Annotated in this window: 14 protein-coding genes; 11 read left to right on the top strand and 3 right to left on the bottom strand. The window is 56.2% G+C overall.

Annotated features, from left to right (window positions below; translation table 11 throughout):
- Nucleotides 1–151 precede the first annotated feature (151 nt).
- The 5 genes from phoB (at nt 152) to malZ (ending at nt 7,390) form a co-directional block, all read left to right on the top strand.
- Nucleotides 152–841 (top strand): phosphate response regulator transcription factor PhoB, encoded by a 690-nt coding sequence (gene phoB, locus OGY62_RS05410; protein WP_012133591.1) that lies wholly within the window; start codon nt 152–154, stop codon nt 839–841.
- Between the two features lie 67 nt (nt 842–908).
- Entirely contained in the window at nt 909–2,204 is a 1,296-nt protein-coding gene (gene phoR / locus OGY62_RS05405; protein WP_012133590.1) for a phosphate regulon sensor histidine kinase PhoR, read from the top strand.
- A 408-nt stretch (nt 2,205–2,612) separates the two neighbouring features.
- A complete protein-coding gene (brnQ, locus tag OGY62_RS05400; RefSeq protein WP_012133587.1) occupies nt 2,613–3,932 on the top strand; it encodes a branched-chain amino acid transporter carrier protein BrnQ in 1,320 nt (439 codons plus the stop codon).
- Between the two features lie 76 nt (nt 3,933–4,008).
- Nucleotides 4,009–5,382: a proline-specific permease ProY gene (gene proY, locus OGY62_RS05395; RefSeq protein ID WP_049009677.1), complete on the top strand. Its 1,374-nt coding sequence runs from the start codon at nt 4,009–4,011 to the stop codon at nt 5,380–5,382.
- 190 nt (nt 5,383–5,572) lie between these two features.
- Nucleotides 5,573–7,390 (top strand): maltodextrin glucosidase, encoded by a 1,818-nt coding sequence (gene malZ / locus OGY62_RS05390; protein ID WP_048902404.1) that lies wholly within the window; start codon nt 5,573–5,575, stop codon nt 7,388–7,390.
- Here malZ and OGY62_RS05385 read toward each other — a convergent pair.
- Nucleotides 7,384–8,286 carry a LysR family transcriptional regulator gene (locus OGY62_RS05385; RefSeq protein WP_024130600.1) on the bottom strand — a complete coding sequence of 301 codons (903 nt, stop codon included), beginning with the start codon at nt 8,284–8,286 and terminating at the stop codon, nt 7,384–7,386. The genes malZ and OGY62_RS05385 overlap by 7 nt on opposite strands.
- Nucleotides 8,287–8,590: 304 nt before the next feature.
- Between OGY62_RS05385 and OGY62_RS05380 the strand changes: the two genes are divergently transcribed.
- Nucleotides 8,591–11,221 (top strand): DUF2339 domain-containing protein, encoded by a 2,631-nt coding sequence (locus OGY62_RS05380; protein WP_286459294.1) that lies wholly within the window; start codon nt 8,591–8,593, stop codon nt 11,219–11,221.
- The gene (locus OGY62_RS05375) at nt 11,218–12,612 is read left to right on the top strand and encodes a DUF3999 domain-containing protein (protein ID WP_248622856.1); all 1,395 of its coding nucleotides are present in this window, start codon (nt 11,218–11,220) and stop codon (nt 12,610–12,612) included. The genes OGY62_RS05380 and OGY62_RS05375 overlap by 4 nt, the downstream gene beginning before the upstream one ends.
- A gap of 151 nt (nt 12,613–12,763) precedes the next feature.
- Here the strand turns inward: OGY62_RS05375 and OGY62_RS05370 are convergent, their stop codons facing one another.
- Together OGY62_RS05370 and acpH are read right to left on the bottom strand one after the other, a co-directional pair.
- The gene (locus OGY62_RS05370; protein ID WP_286459292.1) at nt 12,764–13,366 is read right to left on the bottom strand and encodes a peroxiredoxin; all 603 of its coding nucleotides are present in this window, start codon (nt 13,364–13,366) and stop codon (nt 12,764–12,766) included.
- Between the two features lie 149 nt (nt 13,367–13,515).
- Complete coding sequence (gene acpH, locus OGY62_RS05365; protein WP_049009713.1) at nt 13,516–14,097, bottom strand: ACP phosphodiesterase; 582 nt, start codon at nt 14,095–14,097, stop codon at nt 13,516–13,518.
- 236 nt (nt 14,098–14,333) lie between these two features.
- Here acpH and queA point away from each other — a divergent pair, with 236 nt between their 5' ends.
- Genes queA through secD form a run of 4 tightly spaced genes read left to right on the top strand, consistent with a single transcriptional unit; the run spans nt 14,334 to nt 18,815 of the window.
- The gene (gene queA, locus OGY62_RS05360) at nt 14,334–15,404 is read left to right on the top strand and encodes a tRNA preQ1(34) S-adenosylmethionine ribosyltransferase-isomerase QueA (RefSeq protein WP_012133575.1); all 1,071 of its coding nucleotides are present in this window, start codon (nt 14,334–14,336) and stop codon (nt 15,402–15,404) included.
- Between the two features lie 53 nt (nt 15,405–15,457).
- A complete protein-coding gene (gene tgt / locus OGY62_RS05355; RefSeq protein WP_012133574.1) occupies nt 15,458–16,585 on the top strand; it encodes a tRNA guanosine(34) transglycosylase Tgt in 1,128 nt (375 codons plus the stop codon).
- 22 nt (nt 16,586–16,607) lie between these two features.
- Nucleotides 16,608–16,940 (top strand): preprotein translocase subunit YajC, encoded by a 333-nt coding sequence (yajC, locus tag OGY62_RS05350; RefSeq protein WP_012133573.1) that lies wholly within the window; start codon nt 16,608–16,610, stop codon nt 16,938–16,940.
- 27 nt (nt 16,941–16,967) lie between these two features.
- The gene (secD, locus tag OGY62_RS05345) at nt 16,968–18,815 is read left to right on the top strand and encodes a protein translocase subunit SecD (protein ID WP_102987559.1); all 1,848 of its coding nucleotides are present in this window, start codon (nt 16,968–16,970) and stop codon (nt 18,813–18,815) included.
- Nucleotides 18,816–18,822 lie beyond the last annotated feature (7 nt).

The following is an 18,822-nucleotide window of genomic DNA, read 5'->3' as shown; positions in this document are numbered from 1 at the left end:
AACCCGTCGGGAACGGTAATATCTTGTTTCGTGACTGTCATAAATCAATAACCTGAGCCGAATGTCGACTATCTTTTTCATAAATCTGTCATAAATCTGACGCATAATGGCGCCGCATTGATGACAACGACTTATTTAAACAGGGCAAATCATGGCGAGACGTATTCTGGTCGTAGAAGATGAAGCTCCAATTCGTGAAATGGTCTGCTTCGTGCTCGAGCAAAATGGCTTTCAGCCAGTAGAAGCCGAAGATTATGACAGTGCTGTGAACCAACTGAATGAACCCTGGCCGGATTTAATCCTCCTTGACTGGATGTTGCCCGGCGGGTCGGGCCTTCAGTTTATTAAACACCTCAAGCGTGAAGCGATGACCCGGGATATCCCTGTGGTTATGCTGACGGCAAGAGGCGAAGAGGAAGACCGCGTGCGCGGGCTGGAAACCGGGGCGGATGACTATGTCACCAAGCCGTTTTCCCCTAAAGAGCTGGTGGCGCGTATCAAAGCTGTGATGCGCCGCATTTCGCCGATGGCGGTAGAAGAGGTGATTGAGATGCAGGGGCTTAGCCTCGATCCAACCTCGCACCGCGTGATGACCGGGGAAAATCCGCTCGATATGGGGCCGACCGAATTTAAATTGTTACACTTCTTTATGACGCACCCTGAGCGCGTCTACAGTCGCGAGCAGCTCCTCAACCATGTCTGGGGAACGAATGTGTATGTTGAAGACCGTACGGTCGATGTGCATATTCGTCGTTTGCGTAAAGCGCTGGAGCACAGCGGTCACGATCGTATGGTGCAAACGGTACGCGGAACCGGGTATCGCTTTTCGACCCGTTTTTAATACCTTGCCGCCAGACCGGCATCTCGGTGTGGCGGGCGGGTTTACTATTCTGAAGGGAGTGTGACGCGTGCTGGAACGGCTGTCATGGAAAAGGCTGGTGCTGGAGCTGATCCTCTGCTGCATCCCCGCTTTTATCCTCAGTGCTTTTTTTGGTTATCTGCCCTGGTTTTTACTGGCGTCGGTAACGGGATTGCTGATCTGGCATTTCTGGAATTTATTGCGCCTCTCCTGGTGGCTGTGGGTCGATATGAGTATGACGCCGCCGCCGGGACGCGGGAGCTGGGAGCCGCTGCTGTACGGTCTGCACCAGATGCAGTTGCGTAATAAAAAGCGGCGTCGCGAACTGGGAAACCTGATTAAACGCTTTCGCAGCGGGGCGGAATCCCTCCCCGACGCGGTGGTGCTGACAACCGAAGACGGCGGGATTTTCTGGTGTAACGGGCTGGCGCAACAGGTGCTTGGGCTGCGCTGGCCGGACGACAACGGGCAAAACATTCTGAACCTGCTGCGCTACCCGGAATTTACGCAGTATCTCAAAACACGCGATTTTATCCGGCCGCTCAACCTGGTGCTCAACACCGGGCGGCATCTGGAGATCCGCGTGATGCCCTATACCGATCAGCAACTGTTGATGGTCGCGCGCGACGTGACGCAGATGCACCAGCTTGAAGGCGCGCGGCGCAATTTCTTCGCAAACGTCAGCCATGAACTACGCACGCCGCTCACCGTCTTGCAGGGCTATCTGGAGATGATGCAGGAGCAGCCTCTGGAAGGCGCGACGCGGGAGAAGGCGCTGCATACGATGCGTGAGCAAACGCACCGGATGGAAGGGCTGGTGAAACAACTGCTGACGCTGTCGAAAATTGAGGCGGCGCCCGCGCTGCTGTTGAACGAAAGGGTGGACGTGCCGATGATGCTGCGCGTTGTTGAGCGTGAGGCGCAGGCGCTCAGCCAGCAGAAACACACCTTTACGTTTGAAGTGGATGCCCGGCTGAGCGTATTGGGCAACGAAGAACAGTTGCGCAGCGCGATTTCGAACCTGGTCTATAACGCGGTAAATCATACGCCTGCGGGAACGCATATTACCGTGCGCTGGCAGCATGTGACCCACGGTGCGGAGTTCAGCGTGGAAGATAACGGGCCGGGGATTGCGCCTGAGCATATTCCGCGTCTGACGGAGCGTTTCTACCGTGTGGACAAAGCGCGGTCGCGGCAAACCGGGGGAAGCGGATTAGGTCTGGCGATTGTGAAACATGCGCTGAATCATCACGAGAGTCGATTGATTATCGACAGTTCGCCGGGTAAAGGGACGCGCTTCAGCTTTGTGCTGCCGGAACGATTAATTGCCAAAAATTGCGCTTAATTGTGGTTCGTAAGGTTAGCTTTCCATAAGCCAGCGGATGCTGGCTTATTTTCTTTGCAGTAAAGAAGACTCCGCTGAATTTTTCAACGTCTGATGCTTTTTTGTTCGCATGATTAGCCATGACTTTTTCTTATGGATAGCGTTTTGTACTGGTTGCTAATTTCATATCGCTATATTCTTCTGGTTTTTGGATCTCACCTTGCTTTAAAACGTTATAAGCGTTTAAATTGCGCTCCAGATGCTGTCATACCGACTGCATTTACGCGGTAAATCGAAAAACTATTCTTCGCCGCGCCAGCCCAGGAGCATATCCCGCTGGAATTGCTTAAAAATGCCGCTGTATCGTCCCGCAGGGAAGGGCAGAAAATTTAACGTTTTCAACACCACATCCACAGGCAGTAAAACTTTATGACCCATCAGTTAAAATCGCGCGATATTATCGCTCTGGGCTTTATGACATTTGCGCTGTTCGTTGGCGCAGGCAATATTATCTTTCCGCCGATGGTCGGTTTGCAGGCAGGCGAACACGTCTGGACTGCGGCGTTCGGCTTTCTGATTACTGCCGTTGGTCTTCCGGTACTTACCGTTGTGGCGCTGGCGAAAGTCGGCGGCGGCGTTGATAGCCTGAGCACCCCGATTGGTAAAGTGGCTGGCGTTCTGCTGGCGACCGTCTGTTATCTGGCGGTGGGGCCGTTATTCGCAACGCCGCGTACGGCGACCGTCTCCTTTGAAGTCGGGATTGCGCCGCTGACCGGCGATTCCGCACTGCCGCTGTTTATCTACAGCCTGGTGTATTTCGCCATTGTGATTCTGGTATCGCTCTATCCGGGCAAACTGCTGGACACGGTGGGTAACTTCCTGGCGCCGCTGAAAATCATCGCGCTGATTATTCTCTCCGTTGCGGCAATCATCTGGCCTGCCGGCCCGATTAGCGACGCGATGGATGCCTACCAGAACGCGGCGTTCTCTAATGGCTTTGTGAATGGCTATCTGACGATGGATACGCTGGGCGCAATGGTGTTTGGTATCGTTATCGTCAATGCGGCGCGCTCGCGCGGCGTTAAAGAAGCGCGTCTGCTGACCCGTTATACCGTCTGGGCGGGTCTGATGGCGGGTGTGGGTTTGACGCTGCTGTACCTTGCGCTGTTCCGTCTGGGATCGGATAGCGCGACGCTGGTCGATCAGTCTGCTAACGGCGCGGCAATTCTGCACGCTTACGTTCAGCATACCTTCGGCGGCGCGGGTAGCCTGCTGCTGGCGGCGCTGATTTTCATCGCCTGTCTGGTGACGGCGGTTGGCCTGACCTGCGCATGTGCGGAGTTCTTTGCGCAGTACGTCCCACTCTCTTATCGCACGCTGGTGTTTATTCTGGGCGGCTTCTCAATGGTGGTATCGAATCTGGGTCTGAGCCATCTGATTCAGATTTCTATTCCGGTGCTGACAGCCATCTATCCGCCGTGTATCGCACTGGTTGTATTAAGCTTTACCCGCTCATGGTGGCATAATTCTTCCCGCGTCATTGCTCCGGCGATGTTTATCAGCCTGGTTTTTGGTATCCTTGACGGGATTAAAGCCTCTGCGATTGGTGACATCTTACCGGCCTGGACCCAGCGTTTACCGCTGGCGGAACAGGGGCTGGCGTGGTTGATGCCAACAGTGGTGATGGTTGTTCTGGCAATTATCTGGGATCGCGCAGCAGGTCGACAAGTGACCTCCAGCGCTCACTAAGATCACTGACAGTATGTTTTAACCACGGGGCTACAGGCCCCGTGGTTTTTTTATTATTTTGATGGGTTCGGAATTGATGGAAAGCAATAACAAGCTAAAGCGTGGGCTGAGCACCCGGCACATTCGCTTTATGGCATTGGGATCGGCAATTGGCACCGGATTATTTTATGGCTCGGCAGACGCCATCAAAATGGCCGGGCCAAGCGTGTTGCTGGCCTACATTATCGGCGGGGTCGCGGCGTACATTATTATGCGCGCGCTGGGCGAAATGTCCGTGCATAACCCCGCCGCCAGCTCGTTCTCGCGCTATGCGCAGGAAAACCTCGGCCCGCTCGCCGGTTACATTACCGGCTGGACTTACTGTTTTGAAATTCTGATTGTCGCCATTGCTGACGTGACCGCCTTCGGTATCTATATGGGAGTCTGGTTCCCTGCGGTGCCGCACTGGATCTGGGTGCTGAGCGTGGTGCTACTTATCTGCGCCATCAACCTGATGAGCGTGAAGGTATTCGGCGAACTGGAATTCTGGTTCTCGTTCTTTAAAGTCGCCACTATCATCATCATGATTGTCGCCGGCTTCGGCATCATTATCTGGGGGATTGGCAACGGCGGGCAGCCGACCGGGGTCCACAACCTGTGGAGCAACGGTGGGTTCTTCAGCAATGGCTGGCTGGGGATGGTGATGTCGCTGCAAATGGTGATGTTCGCTTACGGCGGGATTGAAATTATCGGCATCACCGCCGGAGAAGCGAAAGACCCGGAAAAATCTATTCCGCGCGCCATCAATTCCGTGCCGATGCGTATTCTGGTGTTCTACGTGGGCACGCTGTTTGTCATCATGTCTATCTACCCGTGGAACCAGGTTGGCACCAACGGCAGCCCGTTCGTCCTGACCTTCCAGCATCTTGGCATTACGTTTGCCGCCAGCATCCTGAACTTTGTGGTGCTGACCGCTTCGCTGTCGGCGATTAACTCCGACGTGTTCGGCGTGGGACGTATGCTGCACGGTATGGCGGAGCAGGGCAGTGCGCCGAAAGTGTTCGCTAAAACGTCGCGTCGCGGTATTCCGTGGGTGACGGTTATGGTGATGACCATTGCGCTGCTGTTCGCGGTTTACCTGAACTACATCATGCCGGAAAACGTCTTCCTGGTGATTGCTTCGCTGGCGACCTTTGCCACGGTATGGGTATGGATTATGATCCTGCTGTCGCAGATTGCGTTCCGCCGCCGTCTGCCGCCGGATGAGGTGAAGGCGCTGAAATTTAAAGTGCCGGGCGGCGTGGCGACAACCGTTACGGGCCTGATCTTCCTGGTCTTTATTATCGCGCTTATCGGCTACCATCCAGATACCCGTATTTCGCTGTACGTCGGTTTCGCCTGGATCGCACTGCTGTTGGTCGGCTGGATGTTTAAACGCCGCCGCGACCGCCAACTGGCTGAAGTGGGGTGATTCCCCGCCGGATGGCGCTAACGCTTATCCGGCCTACGGTTGCCTGTAGGCCGGGTCAGGCGAAGCCGCCGCCCGGCAGTATCAAACAATATCCTCCCCCGGACTCCTCCCCCAATAAACATTAAGATGATGAGTTATCCTTGATGTCGCTATGGCAAGGTGGCTTCATTTTCATCAAAGGGGATACGTGATGTTGAACGCCTGGCACCTTCCGGTTGCCCCATTTGTTAAGCAAAACAAAGAACAACTGACCATAACGTTATGGCTGAGCGGGGAAAACCCGCCCCAGCGTGTGACGCTACGCGCTGAGAACGATAATGAAGAAATCTCGCTGGCGATGCATCGGCTGCGCAGTCAACCGCAACCGGGCGTCACGGCGTGGCGGGCGGCGATCGATCTCGCCAGCGGACAGCCGCGCCGTCGCTACAGCTTTAAGCTGCTCTGGCACGATCGCCAGCTGTGGTTCACGCCGCAGGGATTTAGCCGTTTCCCGCCCGCGCGGCTGGAGCAGTTTGCCGTCGATGTGCCGGATAATGGCCCACAATGGGTCGCCGATCAGATTTTCTATCAAATCTTCCCGGATCGCTTTGCCCGCAGCCAGCCGCGCGAAGCGGAACAGGATAATGTCTATTACCATCATGCCGCCGGTCAGGATATCGTCTTGCACGACTGGGACGATCCGGTGACTGCGCAGGCCGGGGGATCGACGTTCTACGGCGGCGATCTGGACGGGATCAGCGAGAAACTGCCGTACCTGAAAAAACTGGGGGTGACGGCGCTGTACCTGAACCCGGTCTTTAGCGCGCCAAGCGTCCATAAATACGATACGGAAGATTATCGTCACGTTGATCCGCAGTTTGGCGGCGATCGGGCGCTGTTGCGCCTGCGGCAGCATACGCAGCAGCAGGGAATGCGCCTGGTGCTGGACGGCGTCTTTAACCATAGCGGCGACTCGCACGCCTGGTTTGACAGGCATAATCGGGGAAGCGGCGGCGCATGCCACAACCCGGATTCGCCCTGGCGTGACTGGTACTCTTTCTCCCCGGAGGGCGTGGCGCTGGACTGGCTGGGGTATCCGAGTCTGCCCAAGCTGGATTTCCAGTCGGAAAGCCTGGTCAATGAAATCTACCGCGGTGAAGACAGCATTGTGCGTCACTGGCTGAAAGCGCCGTGGCATATGGACGGCTGGCGGCTTGATGTGGTGCATATGCTGGGCGAGGCCGGAGGCGCGCGCAATAACCTGCAACACGTTGCCGGCATTACGCAGGCGGCAAAAGAGACGCAGCCTGACGCCTATATCGTTGGCGAGCATTTTGGCGATGCACGGCAATGGCTCCAGGCGGATGCGGAAGACGCCGCCATGAACTATCGCGGCTTCACTTTCCCGCTGTGGGGATTTCTCGCCAATACCGATATCTCTTACGATCCGCAGCACATTGACGCGCAAACCTGCATCGCCTGGATGGATAACTACCGTGCTGGTCTGTCGCATCAGCAGCAGTTACGGATGTTTAACCAACTGGACAGCCACGATACCGCCCGTTTCAAATCGCTGCTGGGCAAAGACGTGGCGCGTTTGCCGCTGGCGGTCGTCTGGCTGTTTACCTGGCCTGGCGTTCCCTGCATCTATTACGGCGATGAAGTGGGGCTGGACGGCAATAACGATCCGTTCTGTCGTAAGCCGTTCCCGTGGCAGGTTGAAAAACAGGATGCCACGCTGTTGGCGCTGTACCAGCGTCTGGGGAAACTTCGCCAGCGCACGCAGGCGCTACGTCACGGCGGTTGCCAGGTGATTTATGCCGAAGAAGATGTGGTGGTCTTTGTGCGAGTCTATCACCAGCAGCGCGTACTGGTGGCGATCAACCGGGGCGAGGCCTGTGAGGTCGTATTGCCTGCCTCACCGTTGCTTAACGTCAGCGAATGGCGAGGCAAAGAGGGGAAAGGCCAACTGGCTGAGGGCGTTCTCAGCCTGCCTGCCATTTCCGCTACGGTCTGGGTGAATCACTGATAGAGCTGCGCGACTTCCGGGCTGGCGAGCAGAGCTTCTCGCCACCAGCGCTGCGCCAGACCGTCGCTGTGGTTGCGCCATGCCATATAGGCGACATCTTTCTGCCGAAAAGAGATGACGGATTTTTCCACCAGCTCGCCGGTGGCAAGCCACGGTCTGACAATATGGCGGGGGAGGAATCCACACCCTAAACCGGCGCGCAGCAGCGTCACTTTGCTGTCGAAGTCATCCACGCGAATTTGCGGCTGCTCATCCATTAAATTGGATTGCAGGGGATGGCAGAAGCGGGCGCTGTCGCTGATCACCACCGCCCGGTGCAGACAGAGTTGCTCATTGGTCAGACCGTCCGTGGCGGCGGCCAGCGGGTGCGAAGGCGCGACCACAAATACGTTGTCCAGGGTGCCGAGCATTTTATATGACCAGGCGGCGGAGGTCGGAGGCTCGTTAATTGCGCCGAGAATGATGTCCGCGCCGTTGTGCGTCAGCTCTTCCCACGATCCCGCCAGCGTATGGTGTGTAAAATTGAGGCGCGTTTGCTTATTCAGCGCATAAAACGCATCAATAACGGGCAGCAGCGTCTCGAAAGGGAAGGAATCATCCAGCGCTATCGCCAGTTCTTTTTCCCAGCCAGAGCTTAACTGCACGGCTTGTTTCTCCAGGTCTTTTGCGGCGTTGAGCAGCAGACGTCCTTTTTCCAGCATCATTCGTCCGGTATCGGTAAATTTCGCCCGGTGGCCGGAGCGATCGAGAAGCTCAATATCGAGATCGTTTTCCAGTTTCTGAATCATATAGCTAAGCGCCGCGGGGGTTTTAAACAGCGACCCGGCCGCAGCGGCAAACGAGCCGTGTTTGTCGATAGCATCAAGAATGAGCAGAACGTCCAGATTGATTCGCATGATCTGAAAATATCCTGAAAATGAAATAAGTACGTTGTACAGACTGTCGAAAAACAATGCCAGTGAATAATTTAGACCAAAGCATGGCATTTTTTTGAGGGTGTCTGTTATGCAAAATAAGATGAAATAACCACGTCATTAGCATGGTTCATTTCCTCAATAATGCATTAAAAATGGTCGGCTCTATTCGCCCCGAAGCCGCGTTCTGGTTTACGCCGCGATCCGGCATTTTCACCTTCAGGGATGGCAAAAATGTAATAATCTATGTCATTCTGGTCTGTCCTTGTACAGTGAAGGTGGAAACATGGATGAGCTTTTAATCCTTGGCTGCATTGTTTTATTCTTCGCGCTGGTGGTGGTTCCCATTCTCGCGATTGTCGCGCTCAACCGCAGCGCGGCGGTTCGCTTTGAACTGGCGGTGTTGCGCCGACGGGTTGAGCAACTTGAACAGCAGCGTGCGGGAGAAGCGCCTGCGGTACAGGTGACGGCGGAACCTTCGCTACCTGCGAAAGAGCGTGTCGCGCCATCGCCGCCTGATGCCATCGAAGCGGCCATACCTGAGCCGGAAAATCCCTGGGCTGCGCAGGAAACCCTCGCAAAACCGCTCCCGGCGCCTGCGAAAACGGCGAAACCTTCCGCGTTCGGCGGCGTTTTCACCTCGCTGGCGCGCTGGTTTATGCAGGGAAATCCGCTGGCGAAGCTGGGCATTCTGCTCCTCTTTTTCGGTTTATCCTTCCTGTTGCGTTATACGGTTGAACACGCGCTGTTTCCGCTTGAACTGCGTCTTGTCACTGCGGCGCTGTGTGCCGTAGTGCTGCTCGCGACAGGCTGGCGTTTGCGACGCAAACAGCCGGTCTATGCGCTGATCCTGCAAGGCGGCGCGACAGGCGTGCTCTATCTGACCGTCTTTGGCGCATTCCGGCTGTGGCAAATGCTGCCGATGACGCTGGCGTTTGCGCTGCTGGTGCTGATTTGCGCCGCAAGCGTAGGGCTGGCTATTTTGCAAAAAGCGCTTAGCCTGGCGATGCTGGCCAGCCTGGGTGGTTATCTTGCGCCGCTGCTGCTGTCGACGGGCAGCGGGAACTATGTGGCGCTGTTCTCGTTCTATCTCCTGCTGTCGGCAGGCATTCTTGCCATAAGCGTCTGGCAGCACTGGCGTGAGCTTAATCTGCTGGGGTTATTATTCACTTTCGGGGTCGGCGGCCTGTGGGGTGTCAGTGACTACCGGCCTGAATACTGGCTCAACTGCCAGCTTTTCCTGATTGCCAATATCATTATTTTCGGTGTGCTGAGCGTGGCGCTGTCGCTGCGGGCGCAGGAAAAAGGCAAACATATTGTTGATGGCGTGCTGTTGTTTGCGCCGCCGCTGGTTGGGTTTGGCATGCAGTACGCCATTACCCAACATATGGATTATGGTCCGGCGCTCAGTGCGCTGGGCTACGGCGCGTTCTATATGGCGCTGGCGTGGCTGGCGCTGCGCCGCTACCCGTCGATGGGAAGGCCGCTGGTGCTGGCGGCGCTCGCGTTGGGCGGCGCGTTTACCACCCTTGCCATCCCGCTGGCGCTTTCGGCGCGCTGGACGGCAATGGCCTGGGCGCTGGAGGGGCTTGGCGTATTGTGGCTGGGTATGCAGCAACAGCAGCGGCGGATGAGCTATAGCGGCACTGCGCTCATGCTACTGGCTGTGGGCAGCGCGCTGTGGGCGCTGGCCGATGACGCCGCGCCGCTGACGGTGATGATGATCTTCGCCGTGCTGAGTTTGTGCTGGCTGGGCGGCGCGTGGCTGTGGCGCAGCGAGAAGAAGGAGGTCGGTTGGGCGCTGCTGGCGGGCGGCATCGCCTTCTGGATCGTCGCGCTGACGGGCGCCTCGCAACTGGCGCTGGCGCGTTATGCTGCCGAATGGTCTGGCGTGCTGGCGCTACTCGCCGCGTCCGCCTGGCTATGGCGTTATCTGAGCGGGCGGCTCGCCTGGCGGGCGTTAGGTTACAGCCCCTGGCTGCTGTGGCCTGCGATGCTGCTGGCATTGCTGTACCAGATTGAAGAACGCCAGATTTTTGCCGCAGGCTGGCAAAATTTGGCGTGGTGCGTGGCGCTGCCTTGTGCGGTGCTCATGCTTTATCGTGATGATGCGCATCTGCCGCCGCGCATCTCCCGGACGCTGCATTTATCCTTGTTCTGGATGGTGCTTTTAGCGCTCGGGATGGAGCTGTTCTGGTTTGTGCAGTCGTTGCCGTGGGGAATGGACGCCTGGCGCAGCGGGTTGATGATGGCGGCGGGCGGAATCGTCATACTGCTGGTACACGCCGCGCTGCGCCGCGATTTGTGGCCGTTCAAATGCTGGCCTGCGTTGTACGGCGCGCTGGCGCTGGCGCCCGTGGCAGTGATCCTGCTGTTGCTTCTGGTGCTGGCGAATTTACAGGATGGCGTGGTTTTCCAACAGCGCTATCTGCCAGTGGTGAACCCGCTTGAGGAGGGAGCCGCTTTCGCCTTGCTGGGATTGTTCCTCCTTGCGCGTTTCTCTCGTCGTTTTCTGCCGTCGCCGTTAGTGAAATATCACGCATGGGCGCCTGTGGTGCTGGCGGCGCTCGCATTCTGGTGGTTGAACGGAGGGCTGATGCGGGCGCTGGCGTGGTATGGCGAGGTGGCGTGGAGCATGGAAACATTGTGGCATTCGCGGTTGATCCAGACCTGCTTCGCCCTGTTCTGGATGCTGACGGCGTTAATTATGATGTTGCTCGCGACCCGTCGCCGTTCGCGGCGGGAATGGTTATGCGGCGCGGTGCTTTTGGGGATCGTCATTGTTAAACTGATGCTGGTGGATAGCGCGCGCGGCGGCGGGCTGGCGCGCGCCATCGCTTTTATCGGCGTGGCGATCCTGGTACTTATCGTCGGGTATTTCTCACCGTTACCGCCCAAAGCAGGAGAAGAAAAATGAAATGGATGAAAGCGGTAGTCTGGAGCGCGTTGCTGAGTGTGGCGTGGCCGGCGTTCAGCCGTGATGAAGCCCCGGAAACGCCGCAGGATTACGCCACCGGCATGATGCTGGAAGCGACGGGTTCATCGCCGTGGTATCGCGTTTCGCTGCCGCTGGCGCTTTACCAACAAAGCGCCTGGCCGGATTTACGCGATGTGCGGGTTTTTAACCGCCAGGGCGATACGGTGCCCTTTGCGCTGACGGCGCAGAAAACGCCGTCTGTCACGCCAGAGACGGTGGCGCTGCGGCTTTTTCCTCTGGATATGTCGCCAGTATCACCGCGGGAAGGGGAGCGCCGTGGAAGCGAATCCTTTGTCTTGCGTTCAAAGACCGGCGTGGAAATTCATCTGGAAAGCGATGACGTTAACGCGGTTGGGCAGAGCTATTTACTGACTTTGCCGGAAGAGATGACGGCGGCCTTTTCGCTGGCGCAACTGCGCCTGAACTGGAACACGCCTGCGGGCAACTGGCAGGGGAAGGCGTCCGTTTATGCCAGCCGTGATTTACGTTACTGGCAACCCGTGCAAGAAGACGCGCCGCTGATGGATCTGACGCGCGATAACGATCGGCTGAAAATGGACACCATCAGCGCCAGCCTGACGCTCTCTGCGGAAGGCCGTCGCTACCTGCTGGTGATTCTCGATTCGCAAAGTCCGCCGCTGACGTTAAACAGCGTAAGCGCCATTGCGGACAGCGGAGAACCGGCATCGGAGCGTATTGCGCTGGAGGCCCACGCAAAGAAAGTGTCAGAAACAGAAGCCGTATGGCGCTGGAATCAGCCGCAGCCGCTGACGTCGCTCAGAATTGCGCTGGAAAACGAGGGCGTTTTACCGGTTGAGCTGGCATGGCGCGGCGGGGAAAAAGAGGCGTGGCGTCCGCTGACGAAAACGATCCTGTACCGCCTTGACGGGAAGCGTTCGGAGGATATTCTTCTTTCAGGTCAACAGGTTGAAGCTATCCGTATGACCACCATCAACGCCAGATTGCCGGAGACGCTGCCTGCGCTGAGCGGCGCGCGGGACAGTTATCAACTGGTGTTCAATACGCAGGGGAAAGGCCCGTATATGCTGGCCTGGGGAAACCGGGCGGCGGAAAAAGCCGATGTTGAGCTGGATATGCTGATCCCGGCGTCGCTGCGCAAAACGCAGGATGTTAACGACCTGCCCTGGGCGATGACGCAGCAGCGCGTAACGCTGGGCGGTGAGGCGCGGCTGACGGCAACGTCGGCTGCGGAGCAGCAAAGCCGCTGGAAAACGTTACTGGTGTGGGGGGCATTGATTGCTGGCGTCGCGGTACTGTTGGTGATGGCGTGGCGAATCTGGCGCGAGGTGAAAAAGGACGGCGCGGCGTAAACGCGACATGTTTGTAGGCCCGGTAAACGGCGTGCCACCGGGCACTACGCCGGATGGCGGCGGAACGCCTTATCCGGCCTACAAAAATCCATAGGCCTGATAAGCGCAATAAAAAAGCTCGCCATAGCGAGCTTTTTTCAATTCGAGCCGATTACAGGCTGGCGACGTTTTCAGTCAGGTATTTTGCCACGCCGTCTGGAGAGGCGTTCATCCCTTCTTTGCCTTTTTCCCACTGTGCCGGGCACACTTCGCCGTGCTCTTCGTGGAACTGCAACGCGTCAACCATACGCAGCATTTCGTCGATGTTACGGCCCAGCGGCAGATCGTTAACCACCTGGTGACGAACCACGCCGTTGGCGTCGATCAGGAAAGAACCGCGCAGGGCAACGCCCGCTTCCGGGTGTTCGATACCGTAGGCTTTCTGGATTTCACGCTTCACGTCAGCAACCATTGCGTATTTCACTGCACCGATGCCGCCTTTATCGACAGGGGTGTTACGCCATGCGTTGTGGACGAATTCAGAGTCAAAAGAAACGCCGACAACTTCTACGCCACGCGCCTGGAACTCTTCATAACGTTTGTCGAAAGCAATCAGTTCAGACGGGCAAACGAAGGTGAAGTCCATCGGCCAGAAGAACAGAACGGTTGCTTTGCCGTTGGTGTGCTGTTTGAAGTTGAAGTTTTCAACGATCTCACCGCTACCCAGTACGGCGGCTGCTGTGAAGCCCGGGGCCTGACGAGTAACCAGTACCATATAAATACTCCTGCAAAGTTAAGGGGTTTGGAACGCAACGCGGGCAAGTATAGGGAGGGGAAGAGGGCAACTCAACGCGGTGCTGACAATCAATGAGACAGGTTTCACCTATCAATTTTTTGCCTGATGGCGTTACGCTTATCAGGCAACTAAAGCGATTTCTGACGCGCCTGTGCCATCATGCGCGGGTAGAAGCGCCAGAAGCGCGCTTCTAACGCATCGTAGTGCGCATCCAGATCATACCAGGAGTCGCGCAGGGCATCGAGGCGTGGGCGGCGATTCGCCATCCCGTTGAGGACATTCTGGATAAAATCCATATCGCGATAACGCTCCAGCCACTTTTCCGACCACAGATAATCGTTCAGATTCACAAAACGCGGCGGCGAGTCGGGCAAAATAGTGCTGACCTGCGCATGGGCGTAGCCCACGAACGCCTGCAACGGGAAATCGGGAGATATTGTCGCCCAGTGGCGCGACAGGAAGTGGTCCCACATCACATCCAGAGTGATGGGGGCTACACGACGGGTTTCGCTGCGAAACCATTCCCGCGCTTCACGCACTTCCGGCAGATTATCGGTCATGACGTCAATCCGCCGATGCATATAAATCCCTTCCACCACGTCAGGGGGAAAATTCGCCTCCGGGTTTCCCCGAACAAAATCAGCCAGTAAATTGCCGGAAAGCGAGCTGTCGGCGAGATGCGCTAAGTGCAGGTGTGCAAGAAAATTCATATCCACTTCATCCTTCAAACTGCCTCTTTGTTGGCTGCGAGTTACTCGGCCCATCCCCGGGCCTCACCCCAGCGACTTACTTGAGTAAGCGCCTGGAGACTCATTCAGTTGCCGCCTCGATGCATCCTGAATGATTTTGTCTATAGCTTATATCTCTTAACTTGAGGGGTAACGGTTGCAGGGAGCGCGCCCCGGCACTAGACTACCCGCCTCTTATTTTAGTCTGAGTCAGTGTCATGCGCGTTACCGATTTTTCCTTTGAATTACCCGAATCCCTGATTGCCCACTATCCGCAGCCTGAGCGCAGTCGTTGCCGCTTGCTGTCACTGGACGGGCCGACGGGCGCGCTGACGCACGGTACTTTCACCGATCTGCTCGATAAGCTCAACCCTGGCGATCTGCTGGTCTTTAATAATACCCGCGTCATCCCGGCGCGTCTGTTTGGCCGTAAAGCCAGCGGCGGCAAGATTGAAGTGCTGGTTGAGCGGATGCTGGATGACAAACGTATTCTGGCGCATATTCGTGCTTCCAAAGCGCCGAAACCGGGCGCGGAACTGCTGTTGGGCGATGACGAAAGCATTAACGCCACCATGACCGCACGTCATGGCGCGCTGTTTGAAGTTGAGTTCAACGACGCGCGCCCGGTTCTGGAGATTCTCAACGCGATCGGCCATATGCCGCTGCCGCCGTACATCGACCGCCCGGATGAAGACGCCGACCGTGAGTTGTATCAGACGGTCTACAGTGAAAAACCGGGGGCCGTTGCCGCGCCAACCGCAGGTTTGCACTTTGACGATCCGCTGCTGGCCGCGCTGCGCGAAAAAGGCATTGAGATGGCGTTTGTGACGCTGCACGTCGGCGCGGGGACGTTCCAGCCGGTGCGTGTGGAGACCATTGAAGATCACATCATGCACTCGGAGTACGCCGAAGTCCCGCAGGAGGTGGTTGATGCGGTGCTGGCGGCAAAAGCGCGGGGCAATCGGATCATCGCGGTGGGCACCACCTCGGTACGCTCGCTGGAGAGTGCGGCGCAGGCGGCGAAAAACGACCTGATCGAACCGTTCTTCGGCGATACGCAAATCTTCATCTACCCAGGTTATCAATACAAAGTGATTGATGCGCTGGTGACCAATTTCCACCTGCCGGAATCGACGCTGATTATGCTGGTGTCCGCTTTTGCGGGTTATCAGCACACGATGAATGCGTACAAGGCTGCGGTAGAACAAAATTATCGCTTTTTTAGCTACGGGGACGCGATGTTTATCACGTACAATCCGCAGGCTTTGAATGAGCGTGTCGGGAAGTAGGTTCGCGGCACAGGTTTAAACGTCAGACTGTTTTTCTGGCGTATGGAGAGAAAATGAAATTCGAACTGGATACTACCGACGGACGCGCTCGCCGTGGCCGCCTGGTGTTTGATCGTGGCGTAGTGGAAACGCCTGCTTTTATGCCCGTCGGTACGTATGGCACCGTTAAAGGTATGACGCCGGAAGAAGTTGAAGCCACCGGCGCACAAATTATTCTCGGTAACACCTTCCACCTGTGGCTGCGCCCGGGTCAGGAAATCATGAAACTGCATGGCGATCTGCATGATTTCATGCAGTGGAAAGGCCCGATCCTGACGGACTCCGGCGGTTTCCAGGTGTTCAGCCTCGGCGATATTCGCAAGATCACCGAGCAGGGCGTGCATTTCCGCAACCCGATCAACGGCGATCCGATTTTCCTCGATCCTGAAAAATCTATGGAGATTCAGTATGATCTCGGTTCCGATATCGTCATGATTTTCGACGAATGTACGCCGTATCCGGCGGACTGGGACTATGCTAAACGCTCTATGGAGATGTCTTTACGCTGGGCGAAACGCAGCCGCGACCGTTTTGATGGTTTGGGCAACAAAAATGCGCTTTTTGGCATCATTCAGGGCAGCGTTTACGAAGATTTACGCGATATCTCCGTCAAAGGTCTGGTAGAGATTGGCTTTGATGGCTACGCTGTCGGCGGTCTGGCTGTGGGTGAGCCGAAGGAAGACATGCACCGCATTCTGGAGCATGTCTGCCCGCAAATCCCGGCGGACAAACCTCGTTACCTGATGGGCGTCGGCAAACCGGAAGATCTGGTGGAAGGCGTGCGTCGTGGTATCGATATGTTTGACTGCGTTATGCCAACACGCAATGCCCGTAATGGTCACCTGTTCGTGACTGACGGCGTGGTGAAAATTCGTAATGCGAAGCATAAAAGCGACACCAGCCCGCTCGATGCCGAGTGTGATTGCTACACCTGTCGCAATTATTCGCGTGCCTACTTGCATCATCTCGACCGTTGCAACGAAATATTGGGCGCGCGACTCAACACGATTCATAACCTGCGTTACTACCAGCGTTTGATGGCGGGTTTACGCAAGGCTATTGAAGAGGGTAAATTAGAGAGCTTCGTGACCGATTTTTACCAACGTCAGGGTCGACCTGTTCCACCTTTGAACGTTGATTAATTTTAATAATGAGGGAAATTTAATGAGCTTTTTTATTTCTGATGCGGTAGCGGCAACAGGTGCTCCGGCGCAGGGCAGCCCGATGTCTCTGATTTTGATGCTGGTGGTGTTTGGTCTGATTTTTTACTTCATGATCCTGCGTCCACAGCAGAAGCGCACCAAAGAACACAAAAACCTGATGAGCTCCATCGCAAAAGGCGATGAAGTGCTGACTAACGGTGGCCTGGTGGGTCGCGTAACGAAAGTAGCGGAATCCGGCTACATCGTTATCGCGCTGAATGACACCACTGAAGTGGTTATCAAACGTGACTTCGTAGCTGCCGTTCTGCCGAAAGGCACTATGAAGGCGCTGTAATCTATTGTTTTCCCAAAGGGAACTGCCGTGTTAAACCGTTATCCTTTGTGGAAGTACATCATGCTGGTCGTCGTGATTGTCGTCGGCCTGCTTTACGCACTTCCCAACCTGTATGGTGAGGATCCGGCTGTTCAAATCACTGGCGCGCGCGGCGTCGCCGCCAGTGAGCAAACGCTGATCCAGGTCCAGAAAACGTTACAAGAAGAAAAAATTACCGCTAAGTCTGTGGCTCTGGAAGAGGGCGCTATTCTTGCGCGCTTCGACACCACCGACATCCAGCTGCGCGCCCGTGAAGCGCTGGTTGGCGTGCTGGGTGATAAATACGTCGTGGCGCTTAACCTTGCTCCGGCAACGCCTCGTTGGCTGGCGGCCATTAAAGCCGAGCCGATGAAACTTGGCCTTGACCTGCGTGGCGGCGTTCACTTCCTGATGGAAGTGGATATGGACACCGCGTTAGGTAAGCTTCAGGAGCAAAATATCGATAGCCTGCGCAGCGACCTGCGTGAAAAAGGCATTCCTTATACCACTGTTCGCAAAGAAGATAACTACGGTCTGAGCATCACGTTCCGCGATAACAAAGCGCGTGATGAAGCGATCTCTTATCTGAGCGGGCGTCACCGCGATCTGGTGATTACCAGCCAGGGCAATACGGCGCTGCGTGCGGTCATGTCTGATGCGCGTCTGAGCGAAGCGCGTGAATATGCCGTTCAGCAGAACATCAACATTCTGCGTAACCGTGTAAACCAATTGGGCGTGGCTGAGCCGGTTGTCCAGCGTCAGGGTGCGGATCGCATCGTCGTTGAGCTGCCGGGTATTCAGGATACCGCGCGTGCGAAAGAGATTCTGGGCGCTACCGCGACCCTCGAATTCCGTCTGGTAAACACCAACGTTGACCAGTCTGCGGCGGCATCCGGGCGCGTACCGGGTGACTCGGAAGTGAAACAGACGCGCGAAGGCCAGCCGGTTGTGCTGTACAAACGCGTGATCCTGACCGGTGACCATATCACCGACTCCACTTCCAGCCAGGACGAATACAACCAACCGCAGGTTAACATCTCGCTGGATAGCGCAGGTGGCAACATCATGTCTAACTTCACCAAAGACAATATCGGCAAGCCGATGGCGACCTTGTTTGTGGAGTACAAAGACAGCGGTAAGAAAGATGCCAACGGTCGTGCGGTACTGGTGAAGCAGGAAGAGGTGATTAACATCGCCAACATCCAGTCTCGCCTGGGCAACAGCTTCCGTATTACCGGTATCAACAACCCGAACGAAGCTCGCCAGCTCTCTCTGCTGCTGCGCGCCGGTGCGCTGATTGCGCCGATTCAGATTGTTGAAGAACGGACTATCGGCCCGACGCTGGGTATGCAGAACATCAAACAGGGCCTGGAAGCGTGTCTGGCCGGTCTGGTGGTCTCCATTCTGTTCATGATCTTCTTCTACAAGAAGTTCGGTCTGATTGCGACAAGCGCGCTGGTGGCCAACCTGGTATTGATTGTCGGTATCATGTCGCTGCTGCCGGGGGCCACGCTGAGTATGCCGGGGATTGCCGGTATCGTGCTAACCCTTGCGGTGGCGGTCGACGCCAACGTACTGATCAACGAACGTATTAAAGAAGAGTTGAGCAATGGGCGTACGGTTCAGCAGGCGATTGATGAAGGTTATAAAGGCGCGTTCAGTTCCATCTTCGATGCGAACATCACCACGCTGATTAAAGTCATCATCCTGTACGCAGTCGGCACCGGGGCAATTAAAGGGTTCGCGATTACTACCGGTATCGGTGTGGCGACGTCGATGTTTACCGCGATTGTCGGTACGCGTGCCATCGTAAACCTGTTGTATGGCGGCAAACGCATCAACAAGCTGTCAATCTGAGGAGTGC

It is taken from the genome of Citrobacter sp. CK198 (genome assembly GCF_030333295.1).
GTDB lineage: Bacteria > Pseudomonadota > Gammaproteobacteria > Enterobacterales > Enterobacteriaceae > Citrobacter_B > Citrobacter_B koseri.
Note: the sequence above shows the minus strand (reverse complement) of the source record. Positions and strands in the feature narration are given on the sequence as shown.